Here is a 24,603-nt window from a genome sequence, read left to right as displayed (position 1 = left end):
TTCTTATGTGTCTGAATGTTTGAAGGAACAACTTTTTCTCATACTTGAGCAGTTACTACTTATTGGAAATAACCATTGCCTTTCAAGGAATTACCTTGGTCATTGATCAGGCCTTCCAACGAACGATCTAATACTCCATGAGTTTTCTTACTTGAACTTTTCTCTTGGTTCATTGTTACACCTTGTTTTCCATCATAGGGTGTATTTTCTGTTTCAAATAAAAGATACGCATTCTTTTCTTTTTTGATCGAAGCGAGCAATTCTTCTTCAGAGATTTTATTTTTCTTCGGATCAGGAATGATCGAAGCTGGTACGTACTTAGGTACAAAATAAGAACGTTCTCTTCCCGAACTATTGAATACACTTCGTGATTGGCTTGTTTTTTCTTGTGTTGGTCTTTGCTCTGAAGGGCTGGCATGACGATTATAGCCAAAATTCGTCTGACTGTTTCGTTTGGTTTGTGTTTTTTTACTCTGCCTATAGTCTGGCAAATTTTGTTTATGTTTTGCTAGATTTGCTTTTTGTGTTGAAGCATGCCGAACATTGACTGTCGAATGAGGATTTTTTTCATTTTTTGAATAATCCTCAAAATGAAATTCATTGATTTGCTCGAACAATGGTTTGTCGCTTGTATCGGTCATCAGATCATCTTGTCCGTCAAACAGCACACGCCTATTTTCATTTTTTAACTTTACACCTATGTGATCATCGTATGCAGGAAAGCGAAAATGTTTTCGTTTGATTTCTGTCATGTAAACCATCCTTTTTAAGTGGACTTTCTCTTATAATAGCACAAATCGTCTATTTTCTATAGCTAAGCGTTAGTCTTATTTAACTTTCTTGTCGTTTCACGAATGATCAATTCTGGGAAAAAGTGACGGTATCCTTGGCTTGCTCCTTTTTCAGTAATTTTCTTTAATAGCATTTCGCCGCACACTTCCCCCATACGAATGATGTCTTGTTTAACGGTAGTCAGTTTTGGGGAACTGATTTGATCAAGAAATACGCCATCGAAACCAATAACGCCAAATTGATCGGGTAACTGTCCGCCAACTTGTGTGATGCCACGAACGATACCAAGCGCTAAACGATCAGAACTGCAAACAAAACACGTTTTATCTGAAAATTCGTCCCAATGTTCCGTGATATATTTTTCTGGTGTGGTGGAATGATTATCAAAACGCAGCATTTTCGGAGTTAGCCCAGCCTCTTCCATCACTTTTAGATAGCCCGCTTCTCTAGATAGTTCAAAAGGTTCTGCTTCATCAATGCCGATATAAACAACCGTTTGATAACCAACTTCTAAGGCATATTGTGTCGCTTTGGCGGTCCCATATTGATTATCGCTATCAACATAATCATAGCCCATACGATTTTCACCAAATAACACGACTGGCTTTTCTAGACGATTGATCCAATCAAAATCTCTTTGACGCACGCCAGTGATGATATAACCATCGCAGGAGCCGACGTCAAAAGCATCGTTGGTCACTAATTGCAAGGAATAGTGCTCTTTACCAATCCTTTTAGCAATTCCCATGAGTAGATTCATATAATAGGGTTCCGTGGTATCGATTTCCTCAAGAATAAACAACTTGATGATCTGTGAACGGTTCGAAACTAACGCTTTTGCTGCAATATTTGGACGATAATCCAATTCAGCCATGGCTGTAAAAACTAGTTCCTTTAGCTCATCAGTGACTTGTTCTGGATGATTGATCACCCGAGAAACCGTCATTTTCGAGACATTTGCTCGTTTAGCTACATCTGCCAATGTTGGCATAAAATCTCCCCTTCCATGCCTAATTCCATAACTATAGTCATTATAGCAAAGATTTGTGCTAAAAAAGAGCAACTCTGAAGTAGTTCTGAAAAAAAATCTATCAAAGAAAAAAATTTCTCTTTGATAGACGTTTTATCTATTTAGTCCTCTTACTTACTATATAGACACAGCCATCATTTGGCTCAAAAAATCCGCTGCTTCATCCATCAATGGGACTTCAACCATATGACGTTTTTCCGAAGAAGCACGAAAGACGATTCCCTTACCATAAGACTTATCTTGGTTTTTTTTGACAAATTTAGACACTTGTCGAAAAGGAATCTTTTCATCTTTTTCACCATGCCAGAAAAATAAAGGACGACCTGCTAATTTTTCTGGTTGTAAAGATAGATCATATTGGTTAACCCAAGAAATCAAATCAAAGTAGTCAACGGGCAACTTGTACTGGAATTCTTGTGCTCTACGTGAGATTTCTTCACCATATTCAAGTGGTGATGGTGATCCCATCAAACAAATTCCGCCAGTGATTTCTGGGTGTTTGGCTAGCAATGCACAAGTGGTCATTCCACCCATTGACACACCACCCACAGCTAATTTATCTGAAAGAAGTTCACGTTTTTTTAGATGTTCGATCAATGTATCAAACTCGAATAGATTCCCGTAGATACTACTCCAAAAAGTAAAGGAAGGAATTTTTGAAACGGGTTGTTTACGCTCGCCATGGTTCATCGCATCTGGAAGCAAAACTCGCATCCCTTTTTTAGCCATTTTTCTACCTTGAGTCAATACAAGCTCCTTGCTTGTCTGCCAACCATGATAGTAGATCACTACTGGGATTTTCTCTGTCTTCAACTCTTTTTGGACAACTTCTAATACGGGTATGTTTTTGATGGTTCGTTTCAAAATAATTGGATTCACTGATTGATTCACCTGATTTTCATTAGATTGGTTGACCGTAAAGACAACCATAAACTTAGCATGACTTGTACAAGGCATAGTAGCCCAAATGTAATAGTATAAAAATCCATTCTTTTAACAAAGAATAACATGGCGAATATTCCTATGGTTCCTAATCCTATGGATAAGGCTGGGGAAATCGACATTTTAAAGAAGCTAGCCACACTACCAAAAATATTACCAATAAACACCATTAGAAAAAGAAAAATACTTAATATTACCCCATCAGTTAGTGAGATTGGGAATAACAAGGAATTCGCTTCAATGGGTTGTTGGATCGCATGGGTCCCTAAATACATACTAAGAAAAATACTACATATATGACTGACTCCAATGACCCTGTTCATTCGCTTCATCGCGCTCACCTGACTCTCTTTATAATTCTATTATAATCATTTTATCATTTTTTTAAAGTAATAAACGTTTATTCTTTTCTTCAATCGCATTATTTCTGATATGATGAACATAGACGCTACTGAAAGGAGTTCTTATTATGTTCGATCCAAAAATGTTAGCGATGATCTTTTTCATCAATTTCGCTTACATCACATTAAATACCCTACGCTTTATGTTGACCATGAAAGGCTATCGCTACATCGCTCCATTAGTTAGTATGGTTGAGATCACTATTTATATCGTTGGTTTATCGCTGGTTTTAGACCGCTTAGATAATCCATTGAATTTGTTCGTTTATGCGTTAGGCTATGCTGTTGGTATCAGTGTTGGGATTGCCATTGAGGATAAATTAGCACTAGGATATATCATGGTAACGACGATCCTACCAGCAAATACTTCAGAGGATAAAAATTTACCGATCATTCTTCGACAAAATGGGTTTGGAGTGACTCAAACGTCAGCAACTGGTTTAGAAGGTGAACGGTTAGTTCTAGAGATTTTATCTCCACGCAAAAGTGAACGTGAGCTTTATCGCTTGATCAAAGAAGTTGAAGAACGCGCTTTTATTATCTCCTACGAACCAAAATATATTTCTGGCGGATTCTGGACAAAGAAAGTGCGCAAACGTCGAAGTAATGTGAAATGAATATTCACAAAATAGACGATGATCAGATGAAATTTTTTCATCCGACCATCGTCTATTTATTTGTTTTATTAAAAACCATCGACAATTCCTCATCATTTTGTTATTATATTGTATATCATTAAATTTATGGGAGTACTTATGGAAATACAACAAAAAACAACGACCTATCTACATTGGGGATCTGTTTTTGCCGTTTTGAATGCTTTACTTTTTTTCTTTTATGCTTATTTTAAGACTTCAAGCATCCCATGCAATTCATTTGGCTGGTTATTGCTTGACCATTCCGAGCTGAACCAATCGACTGACAACCCAACATTCTTGATTCTTTCTACTTTCTGCGGCCTTATCTTCTCGTTATGTTTCGCCGCCTATTTTGCTAAAAAAAAGATGAATACATTTAATGAAGTAAATGTTATTTTCGTGATACTGAAATCACTGAACCTTTTAACAGCTATGCTCTATACGGTTAATCAAGATTCACTTTTTTTCTTCATTATTAACGGTTTAGTTGTGATTTTAACGATATTTACTTTCTTTATTTTTTCATTGATCACCAAGCAATTAAGAATGCCAATGGTCATACAAACCAGCACCTTTTTCTGTTTTTGCTATAGTCTCGTAGCACTATTCATCCTAGCCTTTGCGCCATCGATTAATTCTGCCAATATCCAAATCACTAGTAATATTCTAGATATCTTGTTTATTGGGAATTTGGCTTATATGATGCGGCATTTTCGTAAAGCAGCATGATCCCAATGAGATCTGGACAGGAGTGTTAAGTCTCGTGAAATCAGGCAGCATCCACAAAAATTAGAAAATAATTTTTGTGGATGCTGCCTGATTTTTCGAAGTAGTTCCTTCTGTTCTCACTTTTTTCGGTTTTAGTCGGCGGGGTCCCCGACAATTGTTGAGGTCATATTTTCTTGATATAAGAATAAGATTTTAAATCCAATTGCCGCATGACTTCGACCAACGCTTGTTCTTTAATAAAGGCGGCTTGCATCGGTGTTTCCGTTGAAGGTTTATATTTTTGTAGCAATGCGTCATTCCTATCCTCTGTTACAGGCAAGAGCAATTGATATTGCTCCTGTTGGACAACAACCCCCGCTAATAATAAGGCATCTAAAAAAATCGACTCACGGCGTTTTTTGTATTTGTTTTCACAAATTCGTTCGATAATCACTTCTATTTGGTCAAAAAAATAGGTTTCATTCACATCGCCAATCAACTGCCCTAGAGCCTGAAATTCCTCAGATAGTGGGGTTTGCTGTTTTTGGAGATGGAAATACGTTGGTAAAGAAACCACGTTCTCTCCTTGGTTGAGCGTTACAAAGCGATAGTTCTCATTTCCTGCTTCCAACCGCACAATCGTAGGAACTGAAAAAGTAGTGGCATAAAAATAAGGAGACGTTGTTTCATGGCAGAAATCCCAAATTTCTTCTGATAAGAAGAGATTTCTGAGGTGTTCCGGTTGTTTCATTAATTCATTGATCAATTCTTTAGTCAGTTGATTGATCTCTGTTTGGAAATCTCCTTGGTCATAGACCGGAAAAGCACAGCGGTAACGGCGATTTTCTCGGATGATCAAGCCACTATCGATCATTTGATCAAGAAAGTGTTCCATTTTCTTTTGGGGAAATGCTTTCTTTAGTTGGCGTAAAATGACCTCTTGTGAGCCTTGTTCGATCAAATAGTCGATCATTGGTTGGAAGAGCGGATGCTCAATTAGTTTTCGTTCGTTCTCTAAAGAATAAAAATATTGCATATCTGTTTACCTGCTTTCTATGTGACACCTTGAATGAAAAAAGCGGGAGGTCCCAGCCAACTGGTTACACTCCCACTCCCTTCTTCCAATCTCATTGCCTAATTGAAAACTTCTGTTAATTGAGGTACCACTTGTTTTTTACGTGAAACGACCCCTTGTAAAAATGCGCGATTATTTTCTAACTTCACGCCAAAAGCTTGTTCAACTTGTTCTTTTCTTTCACCAGCAATCAATAATTCTGAGTTGCTGTTCAAGATGTCTGTTACAACAAGAACAAAAAGATCATACCCATTTGTCGCGATCTCTGTTTGCATAGCAGTTTCAAGTTCAGCTTGACGATCCATTACTTCATTTAGATCAACTGTATTGACTTGAGCGATACGAACACTTGCTTCACCCATAGGGAAACTTTTCGCATCTAGATCAAGTAATACTTCTGCTGGTTTATCACTTAGATTTGTACCTGCTTTCAACATGTCTAAACCATACGCTTCTAAGTCTACACCAGAGATTTCAACTAGCTCTTTTGCAGCCAATTGATCTGCTTCTGTTGAAGTTGGTGATTTGAACAACAATGTATCTGAAATGATTGCTGATAACATGATTCCAGCGATTTCTTTCGGAATCTCAATTTGATTTTCTTTAAATAATTTTAGAATGATCGTACTTGTACAACCCACTGGTTCAGCACGATAATACAATGGATTCGCTGTTTCAAAGTTGGCGATACGATGATGGTCAACTACTGCTAGAATCGTAGCTTCCGCAATATCTACCACACTTTGTTGGAATTCATTATGATCGACAAGCATGACATCTGCTTGTTCCTCTTTGATCGATGTGATCACTCGAGGCGCCTCTAATTTGAAGTAATCTAGTGCAAATTGTGTTTCTTCACTTGGCGTGCCTAAAGCGACAGGCTCAGCGTTTACTCCTAATTGATTTTGCAAATATGAAAATGCAATCGCTGCTCCAATTGCATCTGTATCAGGATTTTGATGACCAAAAACTAAAACTTTTGACATTTGACTCGCTCCTTTTTGTTTTCTCCTATTCAATAATAGCAAAAAAACGGAAAGAAGCAATACTTATCTTCCTTCCGTTCGCGTCTATCTAGTTAAATACTTTGTATAATCTTCGATATGAAGAAGACGTTTTGCATTTTCTACTCGTTCTTTTGTCGGTGGTTCGATTCCTTCTAATGGATACGTCAAACCAAGCGTTTCCCATTTGTATTTACCCATTGTATGATAAGGAAGGATTTCCACACGATCGACATTTTCAAGTGTTTTGATGAATGCATCAAGGCGGATCAAATACTCATCATAGTCACTACGTTCTGGGACTAACACATGACGAATCCAGACAGGTTTCTTGATATCTGAAAGATACTGAGCCATTTCTAAGATATTTTCATTGCCCCAATGAGTTAATTTTTTATGTGCTTCGTTATCGATGTGTTTGATATCGAATAACAGTAAGTCCGTATAGTTCATCAACTCTTCAAAACGAGAAAAGAAAGGCTCATCATGGCTAAATGGTTTTCCACATGTGTCGATTGTTGTATGAATGCCACGTTCTTTCGCCTTTTGGAATAATTCGATCAGGAAATCGATCTGCAATAAAGGTTCACCACCACTGATCGTGATCCCTCCTTGTTTCCCCCAATAAGAACGGTAACGTTCTGCTTGGTCTAAAATTGCATCTGTGGTATATTCTTTTCCTCCACCAATATTCCAGGTGTCTGGGTTATGGCAAAATTCACAACGCATGCGACAACCTTGCATGAAGACGACAAAGCGAACGCCTGGTCCATCTACAGACCCAAATGTTTCAATCGAATGGACATAGCCTTTTGTTTGTTCTTCCATTTTAATCACTTCTTTTCTTTAGTTTCTTTCGTTATGAGCCACGGACAATGTTGCGACTTCTCAACATGCTGTGAAGAGGAGATCTATCTGTTTGCCTCTAACACTCTATATATCCTTTTTTTACATATAGTTGTAAAAAAGGAAGACAAAAGCTCATGCGGAACTTTTGCCTTTCCTTTTTACACTGCATTAATTGTCTTACATTCTGTCGTGTGACGTTCTCATTAATACGTCTAATTGTTGTTCTCTTGTCAAGTCACGGAATTTAACCGCATATCCAGAAACACGGATCGTTAAGTTTGGATATTTCATTGGGTTTTCCATGGCATCACGCAATAAGTCATTACTGAATACGTTCACGTTCAAGTGGTATGCTCCTCTTGAGAAGTAACCATCTAAGACGTTACGTAAGTTGTCGATTCTTGTTTCTTCATCTTTCCCTAAACCAGAAGGGTTGATTGTTTGTGTATTAGAGATACCATCACGTGCGTGTGCATAGTTGAATTTCGCAGTTGAGTTCAAGCTTGCAAGCAACCCATTTTGTTCTGCTTGATAACTTGGGTTTGCACCAGGTGCTAAAGGTTTACCAGCTTCACGTCCGTCAGGTGTATTCCCAGTATTTTTCCCGTAAACGACATTTGATGTGATCGTTAATAATGAAGTTGTCGGAGTTGAATTACGGTAAGTTTTATGACGTTTGATTTGACCCATGAAGTATTCTAAGATCCATTCAGCGATCTCATCGGCACGGTCATCGTCATTACCATATTTAGGGAAGTCACCAGTTACTTTAAAGTCAACTGTGATCCCTTTGTCATTACGGATTGGTTTAACTTGTGCATATTTGATTGCAGATAAGCTATCTGCTGCGTGAGAGATACCTGCGATACCTGTCGCAAATGTACGTTTCAAGTCTGTATCCATGACAGCTAATTGTGCTGCTTCATAAGAATATTTGTCGTGCATATAGTGGATGATGTTTAGCGTATTGACATAAAGCTCAGCTAACCAGTCCATGATGTTCATGAAGTTGTGTTTTACTTCTTCAAAGTCTAATGTGTCGCTTGTGATCGGACGATACTCAGGACCTACTTGTGCGCCTGTCATTTCATCCACGCCACCGTTGATCGCGTATAACAAAGCCTTAGCTAAGTTTGCGCGAGCACCGAAGAATTGCATATCTTTACCAACAACCGTTCCAGATACACAACATGCAATCGCACAGTCATCTGAACCCCATTGTTCACGAAGCAAGTTATCATTTTCAAATTGGATCGAAGAACTTTCGATCGCAATTTTACTTGCATACGTTCTGAAGCCTTCTGGTAAGTTTTCTGAGTATAAAACAGTCAAGTTTGGTTCTGGTGAAGGTCCCATATTTGTCAATGTGTGCAACATACGGAAATCATTTTTTGTGACTAATGAACGTCCGTCTAAGCCCATACCAGCGATTGATAAGGTTGCCCAGATCGGGAAGCCAGAGAACAATTGGTTGTATTCAGGCGTACGTGCAAATTTCACCATACGTAATTTCATTACTAAATGGTCGATTAATTCTTGTGCTTCTTTTTCAGTGATCACACCGTTGTCTAAATCACGTTGGATATAAATGTCTAAGAATGCAGAGATACGTCCGATCGACATAGCTGCACCATTTTGAGATTTGATTGCAGCTAGATAACCAAAGTATAACCATTGAACGGCTTCTTTTGCGTTTGCAGCTGGTTTTGAAATGTCATACCCATATTTTGCAGCCATTTCTTTCATTTGAGCTAATGCACGATATTGTTCTGAGATTTCTTCACGAAGACGGATAACCTCTTCACTCATCGTATGGTAGCCTGTATTGTCATGGTCTTTTTTCTTTTGAGCCATCAAATAGTCGATTCCGTATAATGCGATACGACGGTAGTCACCGATGATGCGGCCACGTCCGTAAGCGTCAGGAAGTCCAGTGATGATCTTGTTTTTACGTGCAGCACGCATTTCTGCAGTATAAGCATCGAATACACCTTGGTTATGTGTTTTTCTCCAGTCTGTGAAAATATGTGTTAACTCTTCTTTTGGCTCATAGCCGTTACTTGTTAACGCATGATTCGCCATGTTGATGCCACCAAATGGCATGAATGCTTGTTTCAAAGGAGTTTCAGTTTGCAGACCGACGATTTTTTCTAAATCTTTGTCTAGGTATCCTGCTTCGTGAGAAGTGATTGTTGATACGACATCTGTATCCATGTCATATACACCATTACGTTCAAATTGGATATCATTCAATTTTTGTAATTTTTCCCACAAATTTTCTGTTGCTTCAGTGGGTTTTTCTAAAAAGCTGTCATCACCGCGGTATTCTGTATAGTTGTTTTGGATAAAGTCACGTGTATCCACGCCTTCTTTCCACTTAGTTCCTTTAAATCCATTCCATTGTTCCATCGTATGGACCTCCCGTTTCTGTTTTATGTAACAGTTTTTACGTGATAAGTATAACACATGTCGCCTCCAATGCAAGGGTTTTCTTGTTTTTTTATTAACAAATAAAGCAAATATAAAATAATAGTAGTTATTAAAGCTGATACATAGGCATTTATCTATTGTGAATCTATTCATATTTTATTTGTGCAAGTCTTAATTTTATGTTAATAAATAAAAAATAGCTGGCAACTGTAATAATACAGTTGCCAGCTATCCCATAAAAAACTATAACAGTTATTCCTTGATATCCATCGTTGGAGAATCAATCACCATTTGTACTTCTCCGCCTTTTTTCTCATCTAAAACAAATGAACCGTTGGACGTACGATCACCAATTGGATAATCCGTCGGATCGATTGGTAATTCTTGTCCTTTTTGATTGATCAACGTCATCGTTTTGGCATGCCCCTCTGACATATAGATCACTCGATGTGGTTGTTTCTTCAATTCTCGCAATACAGTCACACCTCGTTTGGCACGAGAAGTCTGACTGATTTCTTGTGCAAGCATTCGTTTTACTGCCCCACGCTGGCTGACGATAACGATAGGCGTATCTCCTTCTGCTAAGACAAGTAAACCATTAACGACATAATCTTCTTCTTTCAAATTGATCGATTTGACACCTGCAGCCTTCGTTCCAACAACTGGCACTTCAGTCAACGGATAGCGTAGGCCCATTCCTTGATGCGTAACAAGGAAAATATCACGATCTGTTTGTTCTTTTTCAAGATAGACAGCCACTAATTCATCTTCACTGGCTTTTAGCTTCATGCCACTCAATGGACGACTCTTATACGTACGCCATGGTTCAAAATCTGTCATCCGCGTCTGTTTGATCAAGCCGTTTTTACTGATAAATACAAATGTTTTTTCGGAATCGATTTTCTGATAGGGGAATACCGCTAAAATGGATTCATCAACAGCTAGATTCACTATCGTTTGTGAGATATGCTCACCGGCATCTTTCCATTTCAAATCTGGTAGTTCGTGAACTGGTCGATAGATCACATTGGCTTTATTGGTGACCAGTAACAAATGATCTAACGTATTCAGTTCCCCAGCATATAGAAGATAATCTCCTTCACGCATACCGATTTCTTCTGGTTTTGATGCACTATAGGAACGAAGGCTTGTTCGTTTCACATAGCCTTCACGTGTGACACTGACAATGACATCCTCTTGCGCAACTAATACTTGTGTATCGATTTTGATTTCTTCGATTTCATCTTCGATCATCGTCAAGCGAGAAGAAGCATATTTCTTCTTGACTTCACGTAGTTCTTTTTTCATGACAGAAAATAATTCTTTATCGTTTGAAAGGATTTTATTTAATTCAGTGATCAGAGCAATCAATTCTTGCGATTCACGGCGTAGTTCGGTAATGTCTGTATTCGTCAAACGATAAAGCTGTAACGTAACGATTGCTTCAGCTTGTTCTTCTGTAAATTGGAACATTTGGACTAAATTGTGCTTCGCATCTTTTTTATCTTTACTCTCACGGATCGTTGCAATGACTTCATCTAAAATCGATAGAGCTTTCATCAGCCCTTCAACGATATGTTGTCTTCTTTGCGCTTTCTCCAAGTCAAACTGACTACGTTTGGTGATCACTTGTTTGCGGTGCTCGATGTAACTACTTAAAATATCCTTCAACCCTACTTGATGAGGGGTCATATGATCGATTGCCACCATATTGAAGTTGTAGTTGATCTGTAATTCGGTATTCTTGAATAAATAATTCAAGATTCCTTGAGCGTTAGCGTCTTTTTTCAATTCCACAACGATCTGTAGACCCGTACGATCACTTTCGTCACGAACTTCTGCGATCCCATCGATTTTCTTGTTCAAGCGTATCTCATCCATTTTTTTGACAAGAGTCGCTTTGTTCACTTCGTAAGGAATCTCAGTGATCACGATTTGTTGCTTGTTTCCTTTGATAGATTCGATCGCCGTTTTTGAGCGTAGGATCACTTTCCCACGACCAGTTTCATAAGCTTTCTTGATTTCATCTTTTCCTTGTAAAATGCCCCCAGTTGGAAAATCAGGACCTGGAATGAATTCCATCAATTTGTCTAAGCTGGCTTGTGGATGGTCGATCATATAGACCGTTCCATCAATGACTTCCGCGAGATTGTGCGTTGGTATCTCAGTAGCATAGCCCGCAGAGATACCGGTTGATCCATTGACTAATAGATTGGGGTATCTCGCTGGTAATACAGTCGGCTCTTTTTCAGTGTCATCAAAGTTCCACACAAGGTCGACCGTATTTTTTTCAATATCAGCAAGCATCTCACCACTCAATTTCGATAAGCGCGCTTCTGTATAACGCATCGCCGCTGGTGGGTCTCCGTCCATACTTCCGTTGTTTCCGTGCATTTCTACGAGTACTTCTCGTAGTTTCCAATCTTGGCTCATACGAACCATTGCATCATAGATACTGCTGTCACCATGAGGATGATAATTACCCATGATATTCCCGACAGATTTTGCTGATTTACGGAATCCTTTATCAAACGTATTGCCGTCTTTGTTCATCGCAAATAAAATACGACGTTGAACGGGTTTCAGACCATCACGGATATCCGGCAAAGCACGTTCTTGAATAATATATTTCGAGTAACGTCCGAAGCGGTCACCCATCACTTCTTCTAACGTTAATTCTTGGATTTCTTGACGTTCTTCCATTAGGTGACCTCCTATTCTACCTCTACTGATTGTTCATTTTTGTTTTCTTCTGCGCGTTCTTCTTCTAATAGGTCATTAGAAACAGACGCGGAAGTCTCAGTTTCTTCTTTTTTGTCTAGAATACTACGTTCTTCTTCTAAGCTGAATTGGACATGGTTTTCGATCCATTTACGACGTGGTTCGACTTTATCCCCCATCAAGGTGGTTACGCGTCGCTCTGCTTGCGCAGCATCATCGATCCTCACCCGGATCAAGGTCCGAGAGGTTGGGTCCATCGTCGTTTCCCATAACTGCTCCGCATTCATCTCCCCAAGACCTTTGTACCGTTGCAACATATAGCCTTTACCGACAGTCTTGATGACTGCAGCTAATTCGTCATCGGTCCATGCATACTCGACTACTTGTTTTTTCCCTTGGCCTTTAGATACTTTATATAGCGGCGGTAAAGCAATGTAAACTTTCCCTGCTTCGATCAATGGTTTCATATAGCGATAGAAAAATGTCAACAACAAGACTTGGATATGGGCACCATCGGTATCCGCATCGGTCATGATGATGATCTTGTCATAGTTGCAATCTTCAAGTGAAAATTCAGGCCCGACGCCGGCACCGATCGTATAGATCATCGTATTGATTTCTTCATTTTTTAAGATATCTTGCATTTTTGCTTTTTCGGTATTGATGACTTTTCCTCGAAGTGGCAATATCGCTTGAAATTTCCGATCTCTCCCTTGTTTGGCTGATCCACCGGCTGAATCTCCTTCGACAAGATACAATTCATTTTTCTTAGGGTTTCTCGATTGTGCAGGTGTTAATTTTCCAGAAAGTAATGATTCGCCCTTTTTACGTTTTTTCCCATTACGGCTTTCTTCTCTGGCTTTACGAGCGGCTTCCCTTGCTTCTCTCGCTTTGATTGCTTTACGGATCAGCATTTGGCTCATTTCGCTATTTTCTTGTAAGTAGAAGCCCATTTGTTCGCTCATGACATTATCAACGACGGAGCGAGCAATCGGTGTACCTAGTTTTTCTTTCGTTTGTCCTTCAAATTGTAGCAAATGTTCAGGTACCCGGATCGACAAGACTGTCGCAAGTCCTTCACGGAAGTCACTACCTTCTAGGTTCTTATCTCGTTCTTTCAACAAGCCTACTTTACGGGCATATTCATTGTAGGCTTTGGTCATTGCTGTTTTCATGCCGACTTCATGTGTCCCACCATCTTTTGTTCGCACGTTGTTAACAAACGACAGGACATTTTCAGAATAGCCATCATTATACTGATAGGCCACTTCTACTTCGATTCCTTCTTTTTCACCAGAGAAATAGACTACTGGCGTCAACGTATCTTTTTCTTCATTTAAATACGCAACGAATTCTTTGATTCCTTCTTCGTAATGAAAGACTTCTTGAACTGTTTCGTCACCTCTTAGATCTGTCAAAGTGATTTTTACACCTTTTAACAGAAATGCAGACTCTCTTAAACGTTCAGATAACGTATCATAGGAAAATTTCGTGGTTGAGAAAATACTATCATCTGGTAAGAAATGAACAGACGTCCCATTGGCTTTCTTCGTTTTGCCAATTTTTTTCAACGTTCCGTCTGGTTTTCCACCTTGTTTGAATGTTTGTTGGTATTCGATACCATCTCGGACGATCGTCACTGTTAGCCATTTAGATAAAGCATTGACGACACTGGCACCTACACCATGAAGTCCACCAGAAGTTTTATATCCTCCTTGGCCAAATTTACCGCCGGCATGTAGCACAGTGAAAATAACTTCGACCGTTGGGATACCTGAAGCATGCATGCCAACAGGCATACCACGTCCACTATCCGTAACAGTCACACTGTTATCCTCGTGGATCGTCACAGCGATTTCATTTCCGTAGCCTGATAAAGCTTCATCTACGGCATTATCAACGATTTCATAGACTAAATGATGCAAGCCTCGGCTATCAGTCGACCCGATATACATCCCTGGTCGTTTTCTTACTGCTTCTAATCCTTCAAGAACTTGGATCGAGGCATCATTGTATTCATTTTTAATTTTTTTTGCCAAGGCAAACGCTCCTTCAATAATACTTGCGATATAACCGCACCACGCTTATCATACTAGAAAAGTCTTCAAAAAAAAAGAGGGAAGGTCAGAATTACAAGAAACAACCAACTCTCCCGCTTTTTTCTTTCTTTTCTCTCAGCTTGTCAGTGGTAACGATCACTTACTCTTTTTTGATAACAGGTCAAAACATTTTTCATCACTTAGCTAAACCGTTTGCCAGTAAAAGTGTCACTGACTATCAGGATATGTGCTTCTGTTATTTCTGTTATTTCTGTTATTCCTGTTTTTTATTGTTCCATTTTTGCTAATTCGATCTTGATACAGCGATCCATGACGATATCATTTCTTCCAGCTGCTTGGAGCATTTCAGCAGCTTCTTCATTCTCAATGCCTAACTGTGCCCAGAAGACTTTCGCATCTGTTTTCAGAAAATCTACCGCTACTTCTGGTAAAAACTCACTACGGCGGAAAATATCCACGATATCAATAGGTTCATTGATATCTGTCAGCTGTGCGACAACGGTTTCACCTAACACTTCTTCCCCTGCCAATACTGGATTGACTGGAATGATACGATAGCCGTGTTCTTGTAGTAATTGTGCGATCTGATAACTTGTCCGTTCAGGCTTATTACTTAAACCAACGACCGCGATCGTTTTTGCTTCTTGAAGATAGCGAAAGATATTCGCTTGTTCTGGATTTTTAAATGACATGTGGATGACTCCTTTCGATCGTTCGATTTTTTCGATTGTTTGAAGCATTCTTTCATGCTAAAATATACATTAGTTTCAACTTGAAAGAGGTTAAAAAATGAAAATAATCTTATTGTTTATTGTAGCATATCTTTTGGGTTCCATTCCATCTGGAGTATGGGTTGGTAAAATCTTTTTTAAAAAAGACATCCGTGAACACGGTAGTGGAAATATGGGAACGACCAATACATTTCGTGTTTTAGGTAAAACCGCTGGAACAGTGGTATTATTTATGGACATCTTAAAGGGAACATTAGCTACTGCCTTACCCGTCATTTTCCATGTCACTTCTGTCAACCCGCTATGGTTTGGTGTCTGTGCGATCTTAGGACATACATTTCCAATCTTTGCTAAGTTCAAAGGTGGCAAAGCAGTGGCGACAAGTGCCGGTATGTTATTAGGCTTCAATCCACTGTTCTTTCTTTATTCATCAGCAATTTTCGTGATCAGTTTATACTGCACGAGCATGGTAAGCTTAACGAGCATGATAAGTGCGGTCTTGATCACTTTATCCACCATCTTCTTACCATACATTGCACCAGCAATCTTACCAGAACCAAATTTACTTTTGACGTTGATTGCTTGTGGTGTCTCCGCTTTTATTTTTTACCGTCATAAAGACAATATCAAGCGTATCAAAAATAAAACAGAAAGCCGAATCCCATTCGGTTTGAATAGTAGCAAAAAGAAATAATCTTTTTGATGAATGATAAAAAACAATGCCTTCTAAACAAATGACTGATCGATTGCTCAACAATTCGTTCATTTGTTCAGAAGGCATGTTTTGTTTCATCGAACTAGATCAAGAGAACACATGTAATCGACTTGTGTTTACTTGACAGTGATCGAATATTTCGTCTTGAATAATTCGTGAGCGCCTAATTGATTGATTCCTGCTTTTTCGTTCAACTGCCCATTACTATCAACAGTGTCTGCGATTCCAAACCACGGCTCGATACAAACAAATGGTGCTTCTTTAGGATAGGGCGACCATATCCCAACGTAAGGCATATCTTTGTAACTGAGGGTGACACTGTGACTAGACTTTTCACTACGGATACTGTAAGCATTCAAACCCCTTGTTTCAAATACTAACGCATCCTGTTCAAACAGCTCCCGAAATAACGCAAGGTTGGTGTTCGTTTGTCCAATCGTTTTTTGTTCCATGTCGATGAATGGTCCAGCTAATGGTAAACGCAAACGTGATTTTCTAGGAGAGAAAGCCAAATAAAAGTCTTCAAAAGTCAAACCTTCTTCTAATGGCACATTGAATGCTGGATGACCGCCAATCGAGAAATACATCTCTTCTTCCCCAATATTTTCAACTTGATAATGAACAGTGATCCCGTCTCCCCCTAATTCATAAACAAGTACCAATTCAAAATCAAACGGATAATTCTCTTTTGTTTCAGGGGTACTTTTCAGGACAAACTTCGCACGTTCTTGTTCGTGCTCCACCATCTCAAAATCCATATCACGAGCAAAACCATGTTGACCCATTGAATACGTTTTTCCTTGGTACACATATTGATCGTTTTTCAAACGTCCAACAATAGGGAAAAGAACGGGGGCATGTCTTCCCCAATACTTAGGATCGCCTTGCCAAATATATTCTAGATCATGTTCTTTTGATTTCAAACTGATCAATTCTGCTCCATGTTCGGAAATTTCAGCAATCAGCTGATCATTTTGAATAATAACAGTCATCGTCATCCTCCATCTTTTCTCAGACACTCACTTCTTCGAGTAGCAAGCCTCTGAAAAATCTTCCTTTTAATAACTATGCTTCGTCAGCTCATCTTTAAAACGAGCATTCAATACTTTTAAATACGTGCCTTTCATTCCCAAAGAGCGGGATTCAATGATTCCAGCTGATTCTAATTTACGTAAGGCATTTACGATGACCGAACGAGTAATACCGATCTTGTCCGCAATATTTGAGGCAGTCAATCGGCCTTCATTACCTTCTAAAGCATCAAAAATGGCTTGAACTGCTTTTAATTCACTGTATGACAACGTATTGATCGCCATTTGGACAGCGGTCGTACTGCGAACATCCGCTTCGATATCTCGTGATTTTTGATAAAGGATCTGCATCCCTACTACTGTCGCGCCGTATTCTGCTAAAACAAGGTCTTCATCGTTAAAGGCTTGTTCCATTCTTGCTAAAATGATCGTTCCTAAGCGTTCACCAGCGCCAAAGATCGGCACTACTGTCGTCAATCCAAAAGGATATTTTTCGCGACTTTCAAATGGAAATGCCGTCATATCGCTTGTGATTGGGATATTGGACTCTGTTTTCGTGATCATATCGACTGTTTCTGTGTAGGCATCAGGAAATTGTTTTTGCACAAACATTGTTTTCACACGATCATTGTTCACATCGTGCCGTTCATTATAACCAAGTAAAACCCCTTCACTGCCAATGATATACGTATTGCTGTCTAAAACAGCACCTAAAGTGACCGCCATTTTATCGTAAGGTAAATCCGCCTGCATATCAAACGTATTTTTTTGTTGCAATAATTTGTTTATCTTTCGAGTGTTCGTCAACAAATCCGTCATTTTTTTCCTCCGATTTTATAATATATAGCGACTTAGATCTTCATTTGCCGCAATTGATCCTAATTTATCATTGACATAGGCTTCTGTAATGGTAATTTCTCCCATTTGCATTTCTGGCGCTTCGAATAACAAGTCTTCCAACAATTTCTCTAATATCGTGTGTAAACGTCGTGCACCGATATTATCGGTATCACGATTCACATCATAAGCGATTTGGGCAATCCGTTCGATTGCTTCTTTAGTAAATGTGACAGTCACATTTTCAGTGCCAATCAAGGCAATATATTGTTTGACTAACGCATTGTTTGGTTCAGTCAAGATCTTGACAAAGTCCTCAGCAGTTAAGTCATCTAACTCAACACGGATTGGGAAACGACCTTGTAATTCAGGAATCAAATCGCTTGGTTTTGATAAGTGGAACGCTCCTGAAGCGATAAATAAAATGTGGTCTGTTTGTAAGGTACCGTATTTCGTATTGACTTGTGAACCTTCAACGATCGGCAAGATATCTCTTTGGACACCTTCTCTTGATACTTCCCCAGATTGTTGCGATTTAGAAGTGATTTTATCGATTTCATCAATAAAAATGATGCCGCTTGATTCAGCTAATTTGATTGCCTCACTATGGATATCCGCATCATTGACTAATTTTGCTGATTCTTCTTTGATCAATAATTCTAAGGCTTCTTTGACGGTCACTGTTCGTTCGATTTTTTTCTTCGGCGTCAACGCACCAAGTGTTTCATTCAAATCGATTCCCATTTGTTCCAGTCCATTGTTCATCATCGGTGCTGGTTTTTTTTGATCTTGGACTTCGATCGTCACTTCTCGGTTGTCAAGCAAGCCTTTTTGCAATTGTTCTAACACCGTGCGACGATTCACTCGAATCTCTTCTGTGACTTCTTCTTGTGTTTCTGCCGGTTGTTGCGAAGCATTGAACATATTCATCATTTGCTCAAACTGGTTGTTTGATTGTTTTTGTTCTTTTTTGATACCTGGTACAAGGATCTTCACTAATTGTTTTTCCGCATTTTTCTTGGCTTGTGGACGAACACGAAGATACTGATCTTTTTCAACGATCTGGATTGCATTTTCGACAAGATCACGAACCATCGATTCCACGTCACGTCCTACGTAACCAACTTCAGTAAACTTCGTTGCTTCAACCTTAACAAAAGGTGCGTTGACGATTTTTGCCAGACGACGAGCGATCTCTGTTTTACCGACCCCAGTTGGCCCGATCATCAACATATTTTTAGGTGTGATATCTTGTTGCATCTTTTCATCTAATTGAAGACGTCGATAACGATTTCTAAGGGCAACTGCCACTGATTTTTTTGCTGCTTGTTGGCCAATGATATATTGATCTAATTCACTGACGATTTGTTTTGGTGTTTGTTTTAATTCATACATGTCATTCACCTCTATAATTCTTCTACAATAATGTTGTGATTTGTAAAGACGCAGATGTCTGCTGCAATATTCAACGCATTTTCAGCAATCTCTTTTGCACTCATCTCATTTTGTGCATAGTTTTTCATTGCTCGTGCGGCAGCTAACGCAAAGTTCCCACCAGAACCAATGGCTAAGATCCCATCATCCGGTGTAATCACTTCACCTGTACCAGAAACTAGTAACATTTCTTTGTCATTCATCACGATCAACATCGCTTCTAGCTTTTGCATCGACTGTTGTGTACGCCATTCTTGGGCTAATTCAACGGCTGCTCGTTGGAGATTTCCGTTGTATTCATTTAGTTTACCTTCAAATTTTTCTTCTAAAGTAAACGCGTCAGCAACGCTTCCTGCAAAGCCAACGACTACTTCATCGTTGTAAATGCGACGTACTTTTCTCGCACTGCCCTTCATCACGACAGATTCGCCCATCGTTACTTGGCCATCACCTGCCATCGCGAATTTCCCGTTTTTTTCAACTGCACAAATGGTTGTTGAATGAAACTGTGATTCTACCATAGATATTTCCTCCTAATAATGTGATCACGCTCGTGGATGGAAAGAGCGATAATTTTTTTGTAAGCTTTCTTTTGTGACATGCGCATAGATTTGAGTCGTTGATAAATTTGCATGACCTAAAAGTTCTTGCACTGTACGCATATCGGCACCATTATTCAATAAGTGCGTCGCAAAAGTATGACGTAACATGTGAGGATGGATATCACTATCCAAACTACTCTTTTTAATGATTTGATTTAATACATACTCGATCCCAGTAGGTGTGATTGGTTCTCCATGATGATTCACGAAGACATAGTCATGTGACTTATGGCATTTCGTCATTAAGACGCTGCGCCCTTTGGCAAAATACTCTTGCAAAGCATCTTGCGCAAATGAACCCAACGGCGCATAGCGTTCTTTATTTCCTTTTCCATGGATCAACATCACCTCTGAGCCAAAATCGATGGCAGACATCGTCAATTGGCTACATTCACTCAAACGGATACCTGATCCATATAGTACTTCTAATAATGCTCGATCTCTTAATGCTAAAGGACTATCCCCTGTCACACTTTCAAATAAGCTTTGCATCTCATTCTCATAAAAAAAACGAGGAAGTTTAACATTTTTTTTCTTCAAATGAACATACGAAAATGGATTTTCAGCGATTTTTTCTTCACGAAGAAGGTATTGATAAAATGAGCGTAAACTCGCAATTTTCCGACTCACCGAATTTCGACTGTACGACTTATCAGATAGATAACTTAGATAAACTCGTACATCCAAATAGCTGACTTTCAGTAGATCCGATTCCCCCGATTCCGCCAAGAATCGTTGAAAATCATTGATATCTTCTTCATAGGCAGATTTGGTTTTTTCTGAATACCCGCGCTCTATGATTAAATAACGCAAAAAATCTTCTTGTAAAGTTGGCTTCATTCTTTTTACACCTACCTTTAGATCCCAAAATAAATTTAGCATAGCCCCAGAGAAAAAACAAACAAATTGTCAGAATTTAACTAATATTTCTAAGTTTGTTCACAATTCAATTCGTTTGCTTGACAATTAAGGGATGAGCTGTCCAGAATCAACATAAAAAAACCATGGTTATTATATAAATTGGCATGAGTTCAGTCAATAACCGAGAAATAAGCCGAAGTACTCAAAAATGGCAAACACCATCCTGAGACACTTCGACTTATTACATAACATCCATTTAACGAGAAGCAAATTCTTTATTCAAGACTTCTTGCTTCACTTTTTCATTGGCTGCTAAGGCACGTTGTGCAATTGCTTCATACCGAGATTTTTTATCACGGATTCGTTCAGGTAATTCTGGGAATAATCCGTAGTTTGCATTCATTGGTTGGAAATGTTTGCCTTCCGCATGTGTGATGTAGTAGGCCATACTTCCCATGGCTGTTTCTTGTGGCAACGTCACAGGTTCCAATTCTTTCGCTAAGCGAGCAGCGTTGATCCCTGCAAGCAAGCCACTTGCCGCACTTTCAACATAACCCTCTACACCCGTCATTTGTCCTGCAAAAAATAGATCTTCGCGTTTAGTCGATTGATAAGTCGGCTTCAAGAGTTCTGGTGAATTCATGAAACTGTTGCGATGCATTACACCATAACGGACAAATTCTGCATTTTCTAATCCTGGGATCATGCGGAACACGCGCTTTTGTTCGCCCCATTTTAAATGCGTCTGGAACCCAACGATATTATAAAGAGAAGCGGCTGCATTATCTTGTCTTAACTGGATGACTGCATATGGTCTTTTTCCTGTTTTAGGATCTTCTAGGCCGACTGGTTTCATTGGTCCGAATAGCATTGTCTTAAAGCCACGTTGCGCCATTACTTCGATTGGCATACAACCTTCAAAATATTTTTCTTTTTCAAAAGATTTCAATTCAGCAACTTCCGCATTGACCAAGGCTTCATGGAAAGCTTTAAATTCTTCTTCGGTCATCGGACAGTTTAAGTAAGCCGCCTCGCCTTTGTCATAACGTGATTTTAAATACACCTTGTCCATATCGATCGTTGATTTGTCGACGATCGGTGCCGCAGCATCGTAGAAATAGAAACCGTCTGAGCCATTGAATGCTTTGATGCTTTCTGCTAAAGGATGAGAAGTCAGAGGTCCTGTCGCTATCACCGTGATTCCTTCTGGTATCTCAGTGATTTCTTCATTCACCACTGTGACTAAAGGATGCTCTTTGACCTTACGAGTGATAGTTTCAGAAAATGAATCGCGGTCCACTGCTAAGGCACCGCCTGCAGGTACAGCTGTTTCATCTGCTGAATGGATGATCACTGAATCTAAGCGACGCATTTCTTCTTTCAATAAACCAACTGCGTTCGCAAGACTATTCCCTCTTAGAGAATTGGAACAGACTAATTCAGCAAAATTATCTGTATGATGCGCTTCTGTCTTCTTAACTGGTCTCATTTCATATAACTTTACAGGTACACCCGCTTGAGCGATTTGCCATGCTGCTTCGCTTCCAGCTAGACCTGCACCTACTACATTGACGATTTTCAACTAAAAACCTCTTCTCATTTCTTTATTTTTGAACATCTTCTTCGTAATCGCCATTCGTACAAACCACTTGTTTGCCGCCTTTGACTTTTTTCTCGACCAAATAATGGTCACATTTCGGACAATTTCTGCCGATTGGTTTTTCCCAAGAGGTGAATTCACATTCTGGGAAACGAGAGCAGCCATAGAATAGACGATTTTTCTTAGATTTACGTTCGATGACTTGTCCTTCATGACACACAGGACAAGTGACGCCGATTTCCTTGACGATTGGTTTGGTGTTTCGGCAATCTGGAAAATTACTACATGCATAGAATTTACCATACTTCCCTAATTTTATCACCATCGGATGCCCACACAAATCACAATCAAAACCAGCTGGTTCATCTTTGATCTGGATTTTCTCGATTTTTTCTTCGGCATTCGATAATTCTTTTTCAAATGGTTTATAAAAACGATCGACGACTTCGATCCATTCTTCTTTTCCTTCTTCGACTTTATCCAAGTCATCTTCCATTTCAGCTGTAAAATGGATATCTACGATTTGTGGGAAGAACTCACAGATCAACGAATTGACGATCTCACCTAATTCGGTTGGTTCAAAACGTTTTTGTGTCAACTTCACATAATATCGTCGTTGGATCGTATCTAACGTTGGCGCATAAGTCGAGGGACGACCTACCCCGTTTTCTTCCAATGCACGGATCAATGTCGCTTCACTATAACGTGCAGGCGGTTGTGTGAAATGTTGTTTCGGTTCGATATCGACAGATTGCACCGTATCGCCTTCTGCTAACTCTGGCAAAATGTTTTCTTTTTCTTCTTTCCCATCATCGCGGCCTTCAACATACACTTGCATGAACCCTTTGAATTTGATTTTTGAGCCATTCGCAATGAATCTTACATCATTTTGTTCCAACGTGACTTTCATCGTATCCAATACAGCTGGCGTCATTTGACTTGCAACAAATCGTGACCAAATCAATGTATATAATTTCAATTGGTCTTTATCCAAGTATTGTTTCAACTCATCTGGTGTACGTAATGCACTGGTTGGACGCACTGCTTCATGGGCATCTTGTGCCCCTTTAGAGTTCGTTGCTTTACGTTCCGAATGACTGGAGAATTCTTTTCCGTATGTTTCTTCGATGAACGTTGCGACTTCGGCTTTAGCAGTATCGGCGATCCGTGTAGAATCGGTACGCATATACGTGATCAACCCGATCGTGCCTTGTTTTCCAAGTGAGATTCCTTCATACAACTGTTGCGCCACCATCATGGTTTTACGTGTTCTGAAATTCAATTTACGAGCGGCTTCTTGTTGCAAACTACTTGTCGTGAATGGGTTCGCAGGATTTCGCTTGCGTTCCTTCTTTTCGACTTTTGTTACTGCAAACTCTTTACCAGTGATCCGGTCAGTCACTTCTTTGACAGTTTCGGCATCGGACAATTTTTTCTTTTTGCCATCGACTCCCCAAAAGTTTGCTTTGAACTTCTTACGTTCTTTCTTAAAGTTTCCGTCAATACTCCAATACTCTTCCGGCGTAAAATCACGGATCTCTTTTTCGCGTTCAATGATGATCTTCAATGCGATCGACTGGACTCGACCAGCACTCAAGCCTTTTTTTACTTTACGCCATAAGATAGGACTAATCGAATAACCAACGATACGGTCAAGCGTTCGACGTGCTTGTTGCGCATCGACAAGATCCACATCGATCGTACGTGGTTCTTTAAATGCCGCTTTGACTGCATCCTTGGTGATTTCATTGAAGACAACACGATTTTTATCGTTGAGATCCAAGCCTAACAAGTAAGCCAAATGCCAAGCAATTGCTTCCCCTTCTCTATCCGGGTCACTTGCGAGGTAAACTTTTTGCGCTTTTTTTGCTGCTGCTTTTAGACTTTTGATGACATCGCCTTTTCCTCGAATCGAGATATAATGCGGTTCATAATTATTTTCAAAATCGATCCCCATCTTACTTTTAGGTAAGTCACGAATATGTCCTACACTAGCCATTACTTTATAATTACGGCCAAGATATTTTTCAATCGTCTTGGCTTTTGCAGGTGATTCTACGATCACTAAATATTTATATGCCATTCCTGAATGGACTCCTTTCCATTTTCGGGTTCCTACTATATATATGTTACAAGGACTTT

The 24,603-nt window shown here is 39.4% G+C and carries 21 protein-coding genes; 3 read left to right on the top strand and 18 right to left on the bottom strand.

Features of this window, described 5'->3' with window-relative positions; genetic code table 11:
* Positions 1-59: 59 nt before the first annotated feature.
* The 4 genes from IGK01_RS05410 to IGK01_RS05395 form a co-directional block, all read right to left on the bottom strand.
* A complete protein-coding gene (locus tag IGK01_RS05410) occupies positions 60-752 on the bottom strand; it encodes a hypothetical protein (RefSeq protein WP_010735723.1) in 693 nt (230 codons plus the stop codon).
* Between the two features lie 62 nt (positions 753-814).
* A complete protein-coding gene (locus IGK01_RS05405) occupies positions 815-1,783 on the bottom strand; it encodes a LacI family DNA-binding transcriptional regulator (protein ID WP_010735724.1) in 969 nt (322 codons plus the stop codon).
* A 156-nt stretch (positions 1,784-1,939) separates the two neighbouring features.
* Positions 1,940-2,701: an alpha/beta fold hydrolase gene (locus IGK01_RS05400; protein WP_096081472.1), complete on the bottom strand. Its 762-nt coding sequence runs from the start codon at positions 2,699-2,701 to the stop codon at positions 1,940-1,942.
* A gap of 8 nt (positions 2,702-2,709) precedes the next feature.
* Positions 2,710-3,096 carry a hypothetical protein gene (locus IGK01_RS05395; protein ID WP_041684187.1) on the bottom strand — a complete coding sequence of 129 codons (387 nt, stop codon included), beginning with the start codon at positions 3,094-3,096 and terminating at the stop codon, positions 2,710-2,712.
* A 137-nt stretch (positions 3,097-3,233) separates the two neighbouring features.
* Between IGK01_RS05395 and IGK01_RS05390 the strand changes: the two genes are divergently transcribed.
* Both IGK01_RS05390 and IGK01_RS05385 read left to right on the top strand, forming a co-directional pair.
* A complete protein-coding gene (locus IGK01_RS05390) occupies positions 3,234-3,782 on the top strand; it encodes a DUF2179 domain-containing protein (RefSeq protein ID WP_019724126.1) in 549 nt (182 codons plus the stop codon).
* A 138-nt stretch (positions 3,783-3,920) separates the two neighbouring features.
* Positions 3,921-4,532: a hypothetical protein gene (locus IGK01_RS05385; protein WP_041684186.1), complete on the top strand. Its 612-nt coding sequence runs from the start codon at positions 3,921-3,923 to the stop codon at positions 4,530-4,532.
* Between the two features lie 163 nt (positions 4,533-4,695).
* Here the strand turns inward: IGK01_RS05385 and IGK01_RS05380 are convergent, their stop codons facing one another.
* The 7 genes from IGK01_RS05380 to IGK01_RS05350 form a co-directional block, all read right to left on the bottom strand.
* Entirely contained in the window at positions 4,696-5,547 is an 852-nt protein-coding gene (locus tag IGK01_RS05380; RefSeq protein ID WP_169058244.1) for a DUF1803 domain-containing protein, read from the bottom strand.
* 98 nt (positions 5,548-5,645) lie between these two features.
* Positions 5,646-6,572, bottom strand: a complete 927-nt coding sequence (locus IGK01_RS05375; RefSeq protein ID WP_019724232.1) for a manganese-dependent inorganic pyrophosphatase — start codon at positions 6,570-6,572, stop codon at positions 5,646-5,648.
* Between the two features lie 84 nt (positions 6,573-6,656).
* Entirely contained in the window at positions 6,657-7,418 is a 762-nt protein-coding gene (gene pflA / locus IGK01_RS05370) for a pyruvate formate-lyase-activating protein (protein ID WP_010735731.1), read from the bottom strand.
* A gap of 198 nt (positions 7,419-7,616) precedes the next feature.
* The gene (gene pflB, locus IGK01_RS05365; protein ID WP_409173815.1) at positions 7,617-9,848 is read right to left on the bottom strand and encodes a formate C-acetyltransferase; all 2,232 of its coding nucleotides are present in this window, start codon (positions 9,846-9,848) and stop codon (positions 7,617-7,619) included.
* Positions 9,849-10,121: 273 nt separating this feature from the next.
* Positions 10,122-12,572: a DNA topoisomerase IV subunit A gene (gene parC, locus IGK01_RS05360; protein WP_010735733.1), complete on the bottom strand. Its 2,451-nt coding sequence runs from the start codon at positions 12,570-12,572 to the stop codon at positions 10,122-10,124.
* Between the two features lie 11 nt (positions 12,573-12,583).
* Positions 12,584-14,629 carry a DNA topoisomerase IV subunit B gene (gene parE / locus IGK01_RS05355; protein ID WP_023519491.1) on the bottom strand — a complete coding sequence of 682 codons (2,046 nt, stop codon included), beginning with the start codon at positions 14,627-14,629 and terminating at the stop codon, positions 12,584-12,586.
* A 287-nt stretch (positions 14,630-14,916) separates the two neighbouring features.
* Positions 14,917-15,342 (bottom strand): CoA-binding protein, encoded by a 426-nt coding sequence (locus tag IGK01_RS05350; protein ID WP_010735735.1) that lies wholly within the window; start codon positions 15,340-15,342, stop codon positions 14,917-14,919.
* 97 nt (positions 15,343-15,439) lie between these two features.
* Between IGK01_RS05350 and plsY the strand changes: the two genes are divergently transcribed.
* The gene (gene plsY / locus IGK01_RS05345; protein ID WP_010735736.1) at positions 15,440-16,075 is read left to right on the top strand and encodes a glycerol-3-phosphate 1-O-acyltransferase PlsY; all 636 of its coding nucleotides are present in this window, start codon (positions 15,440-15,442) and stop codon (positions 16,073-16,075) included.
* Between the two features lie 137 nt (positions 16,076-16,212).
* On the opposite strand, the gene IGK01_RS05340 is transcribed toward plsY, so the two are convergent.
* The 7 genes from IGK01_RS05340 to topA all read right to left on the bottom strand — a co-directional run bounded on the left by IGK01_RS05340 (position 16,213) and on the right by topA (position 24,544).
* The gene (locus tag IGK01_RS05340; protein WP_409173814.1) at positions 16,213-17,088 is read right to left on the bottom strand and encodes an aldose 1-epimerase family protein; all 876 of its coding nucleotides are present in this window, start codon (positions 17,086-17,088) and stop codon (positions 16,213-16,215) included.
* A gap of 66 nt (positions 17,089-17,154) precedes the next feature.
* Positions 17,155-17,946, bottom strand: coding sequence for a GTP-sensing pleiotropic transcriptional regulator CodY (gene codY / locus IGK01_RS05335; RefSeq protein ID WP_010735738.1), 792 nt, complete (start codon positions 17,944-17,946; stop codon positions 17,155-17,157).
* A gap of 15 nt (positions 17,947-17,961) precedes the next feature.
* Positions 17,962-19,359, bottom strand: a complete 1,398-nt coding sequence (gene hslU / locus IGK01_RS05330) for an ATP-dependent protease ATPase subunit HslU (protein ID WP_010735739.1) — start codon at positions 19,357-19,359, stop codon at positions 17,962-17,964.
* An 11-nt stretch (positions 19,360-19,370) separates the two neighbouring features.
* Complete coding sequence (gene hslV, locus IGK01_RS05325; protein ID WP_010735740.1) at positions 19,371-19,919, bottom strand: HslVU peptidase proteolytic subunit; 549 nt, start codon at positions 19,917-19,919, stop codon at positions 19,371-19,373.
* Positions 19,920-19,943: 24 nt separating this feature from the next.
* Positions 19,944-20,840, bottom strand: a complete 897-nt coding sequence (xerC, locus tag IGK01_RS05320) for a tyrosine recombinase XerC (RefSeq protein WP_438840543.1) — start codon at positions 20,838-20,840, stop codon at positions 19,944-19,946.
* A 277-nt stretch (positions 20,841-21,117) separates the two neighbouring features.
* Complete coding sequence (gene trmFO / locus IGK01_RS05315; RefSeq protein ID WP_023519489.1) at positions 21,118-22,443, bottom strand: FADH(2)-oxidizing methylenetetrahydrofolate--tRNA-(uracil(54)-C(5))-methyltransferase TrmFO; 1,326 nt, start codon at positions 22,441-22,443, stop codon at positions 21,118-21,120.
* Between the two features lie 22 nt (positions 22,444-22,465).
* On the bottom strand, positions 22,466-24,544 hold the full coding sequence (gene topA / locus IGK01_RS05310) for a type I DNA topoisomerase (protein WP_023519488.1): 2,079 nt from the start codon (positions 24,542-24,544) through the stop codon (positions 22,466-22,468).
* Positions 24,545-24,603 lie beyond the last annotated feature (59 nt).

Source organism: Enterococcus sp. AZ080, assembly GCF_051714945.1.
In the GTDB taxonomy this organism is placed as follows: Bacteria; Bacillota; Bacilli; order Lactobacillales; family Enterococcaceae; genus Enterococcus_B; species Enterococcus_B pernyi.
This window is presented reverse-complemented; position numbering and strand designations above follow the sequence as displayed.

Coding starts and splice junctions, on each gene's coding strand:
- IGK01_RS05410 (WP_010735723.1), bottom strand. CDS start 752: ATGACAGAAATCAAACGAAAACATTTTCGCTTTCCTGCATACGATGAT.
- IGK01_RS05405 (WP_010735724.1), bottom strand. CDS start 1,783: ATGCCAACATTGGCAGATGTAGCTAAACGAGCAAATGTCTCGAAAATG.
- IGK01_RS05395 (WP_041684187.1), bottom strand. CDS start 3,096: ATGAAGCGAATGAACAGGGTCATTGGAGTCAGTCATATATGTAGTATT.
- IGK01_RS05390 (WP_019724126.1), top strand. CDS start 3,234: ATGTTCGATCCAAAAATGTTAGCGATGATCTTTTTCATCAATTTCGCT.
- IGK01_RS05385 (WP_041684186.1), top strand. CDS start 3,921: ATGGAAATACAACAAAAAACAACGACCTATCTACATTGGGGATCTGTT.
- IGK01_RS05380 (WP_169058244.1), bottom strand. CDS start 5,547: ATGCAATATTTTTATTCTTTAGAGAACGAACGAAAACTAATTGAGCAT.
- IGK01_RS05375 (WP_019724232.1), bottom strand. CDS start 6,572: ATGTCAAAAGTTTTAGTTTTTGGTCATCAAAATCCTGATACAGATGCA.
- pflA (WP_010735731.1), bottom strand. CDS start 7,418: ATGGAAGAACAAACAAAAGGCTATGTCCATTCGATTGAAACATTTGGG.
- pflB (WP_409173815.1), bottom strand. CDS start 9,848: ATGGAACAATGGAATGGATTTAAAGGAACTAAGTGGAAAGAAGGCGTG.
- parC (WP_010735733.1), bottom strand. CDS start 12,572: ATGGAAGAACGTCAAGAAATCCAAGAATTAACGTTAGAAGAAGTGATG.
- IGK01_RS05350 (WP_010735735.1), bottom strand. CDS start 15,342: ATGTCATTTAAAAATCCAGAACAAGCGAATATCTTTCGCTATCTTCAA.
- plsY (WP_010735736.1), top strand. CDS start 15,440: ATGAAAATAATCTTATTGTTTATTGTAGCATATCTTTTGGGTTCCATT.
- IGK01_RS05340 (WP_409173814.1), bottom strand. CDS start 17,088: ATGACTGTTATTATTCAAAATGATCAGCTGATTGCTGAAATTTCCGAA.
- codY (WP_010735738.1), bottom strand. CDS start 17,946: ATGACGGATTTGTTGACGAACACTCGAAAGATAAACAAATTATTGCAA.
- hslU (WP_010735739.1), bottom strand. CDS start 19,359: ATGTATGAATTAAAACAAACACCAAAACAAATCGTCAGTGAATTAGAT.
- hslV (WP_010735740.1), bottom strand. CDS start 19,919: ATGGTAGAATCACAGTTTCATTCAACAACCATTTGTGCAGTTGAAAAA.
- xerC (WP_438840543.1), bottom strand. CDS start 20,840: ATGAAGCCAACTTTACAAGAAGATTTTTTGCGTTATTTAATCATAGAG.
- topA (WP_023519488.1), bottom strand. CDS start 24,544: ATGGCATATAAATATTTAGTGATCGTAGAATCACCTGCAAAAGCCAAG.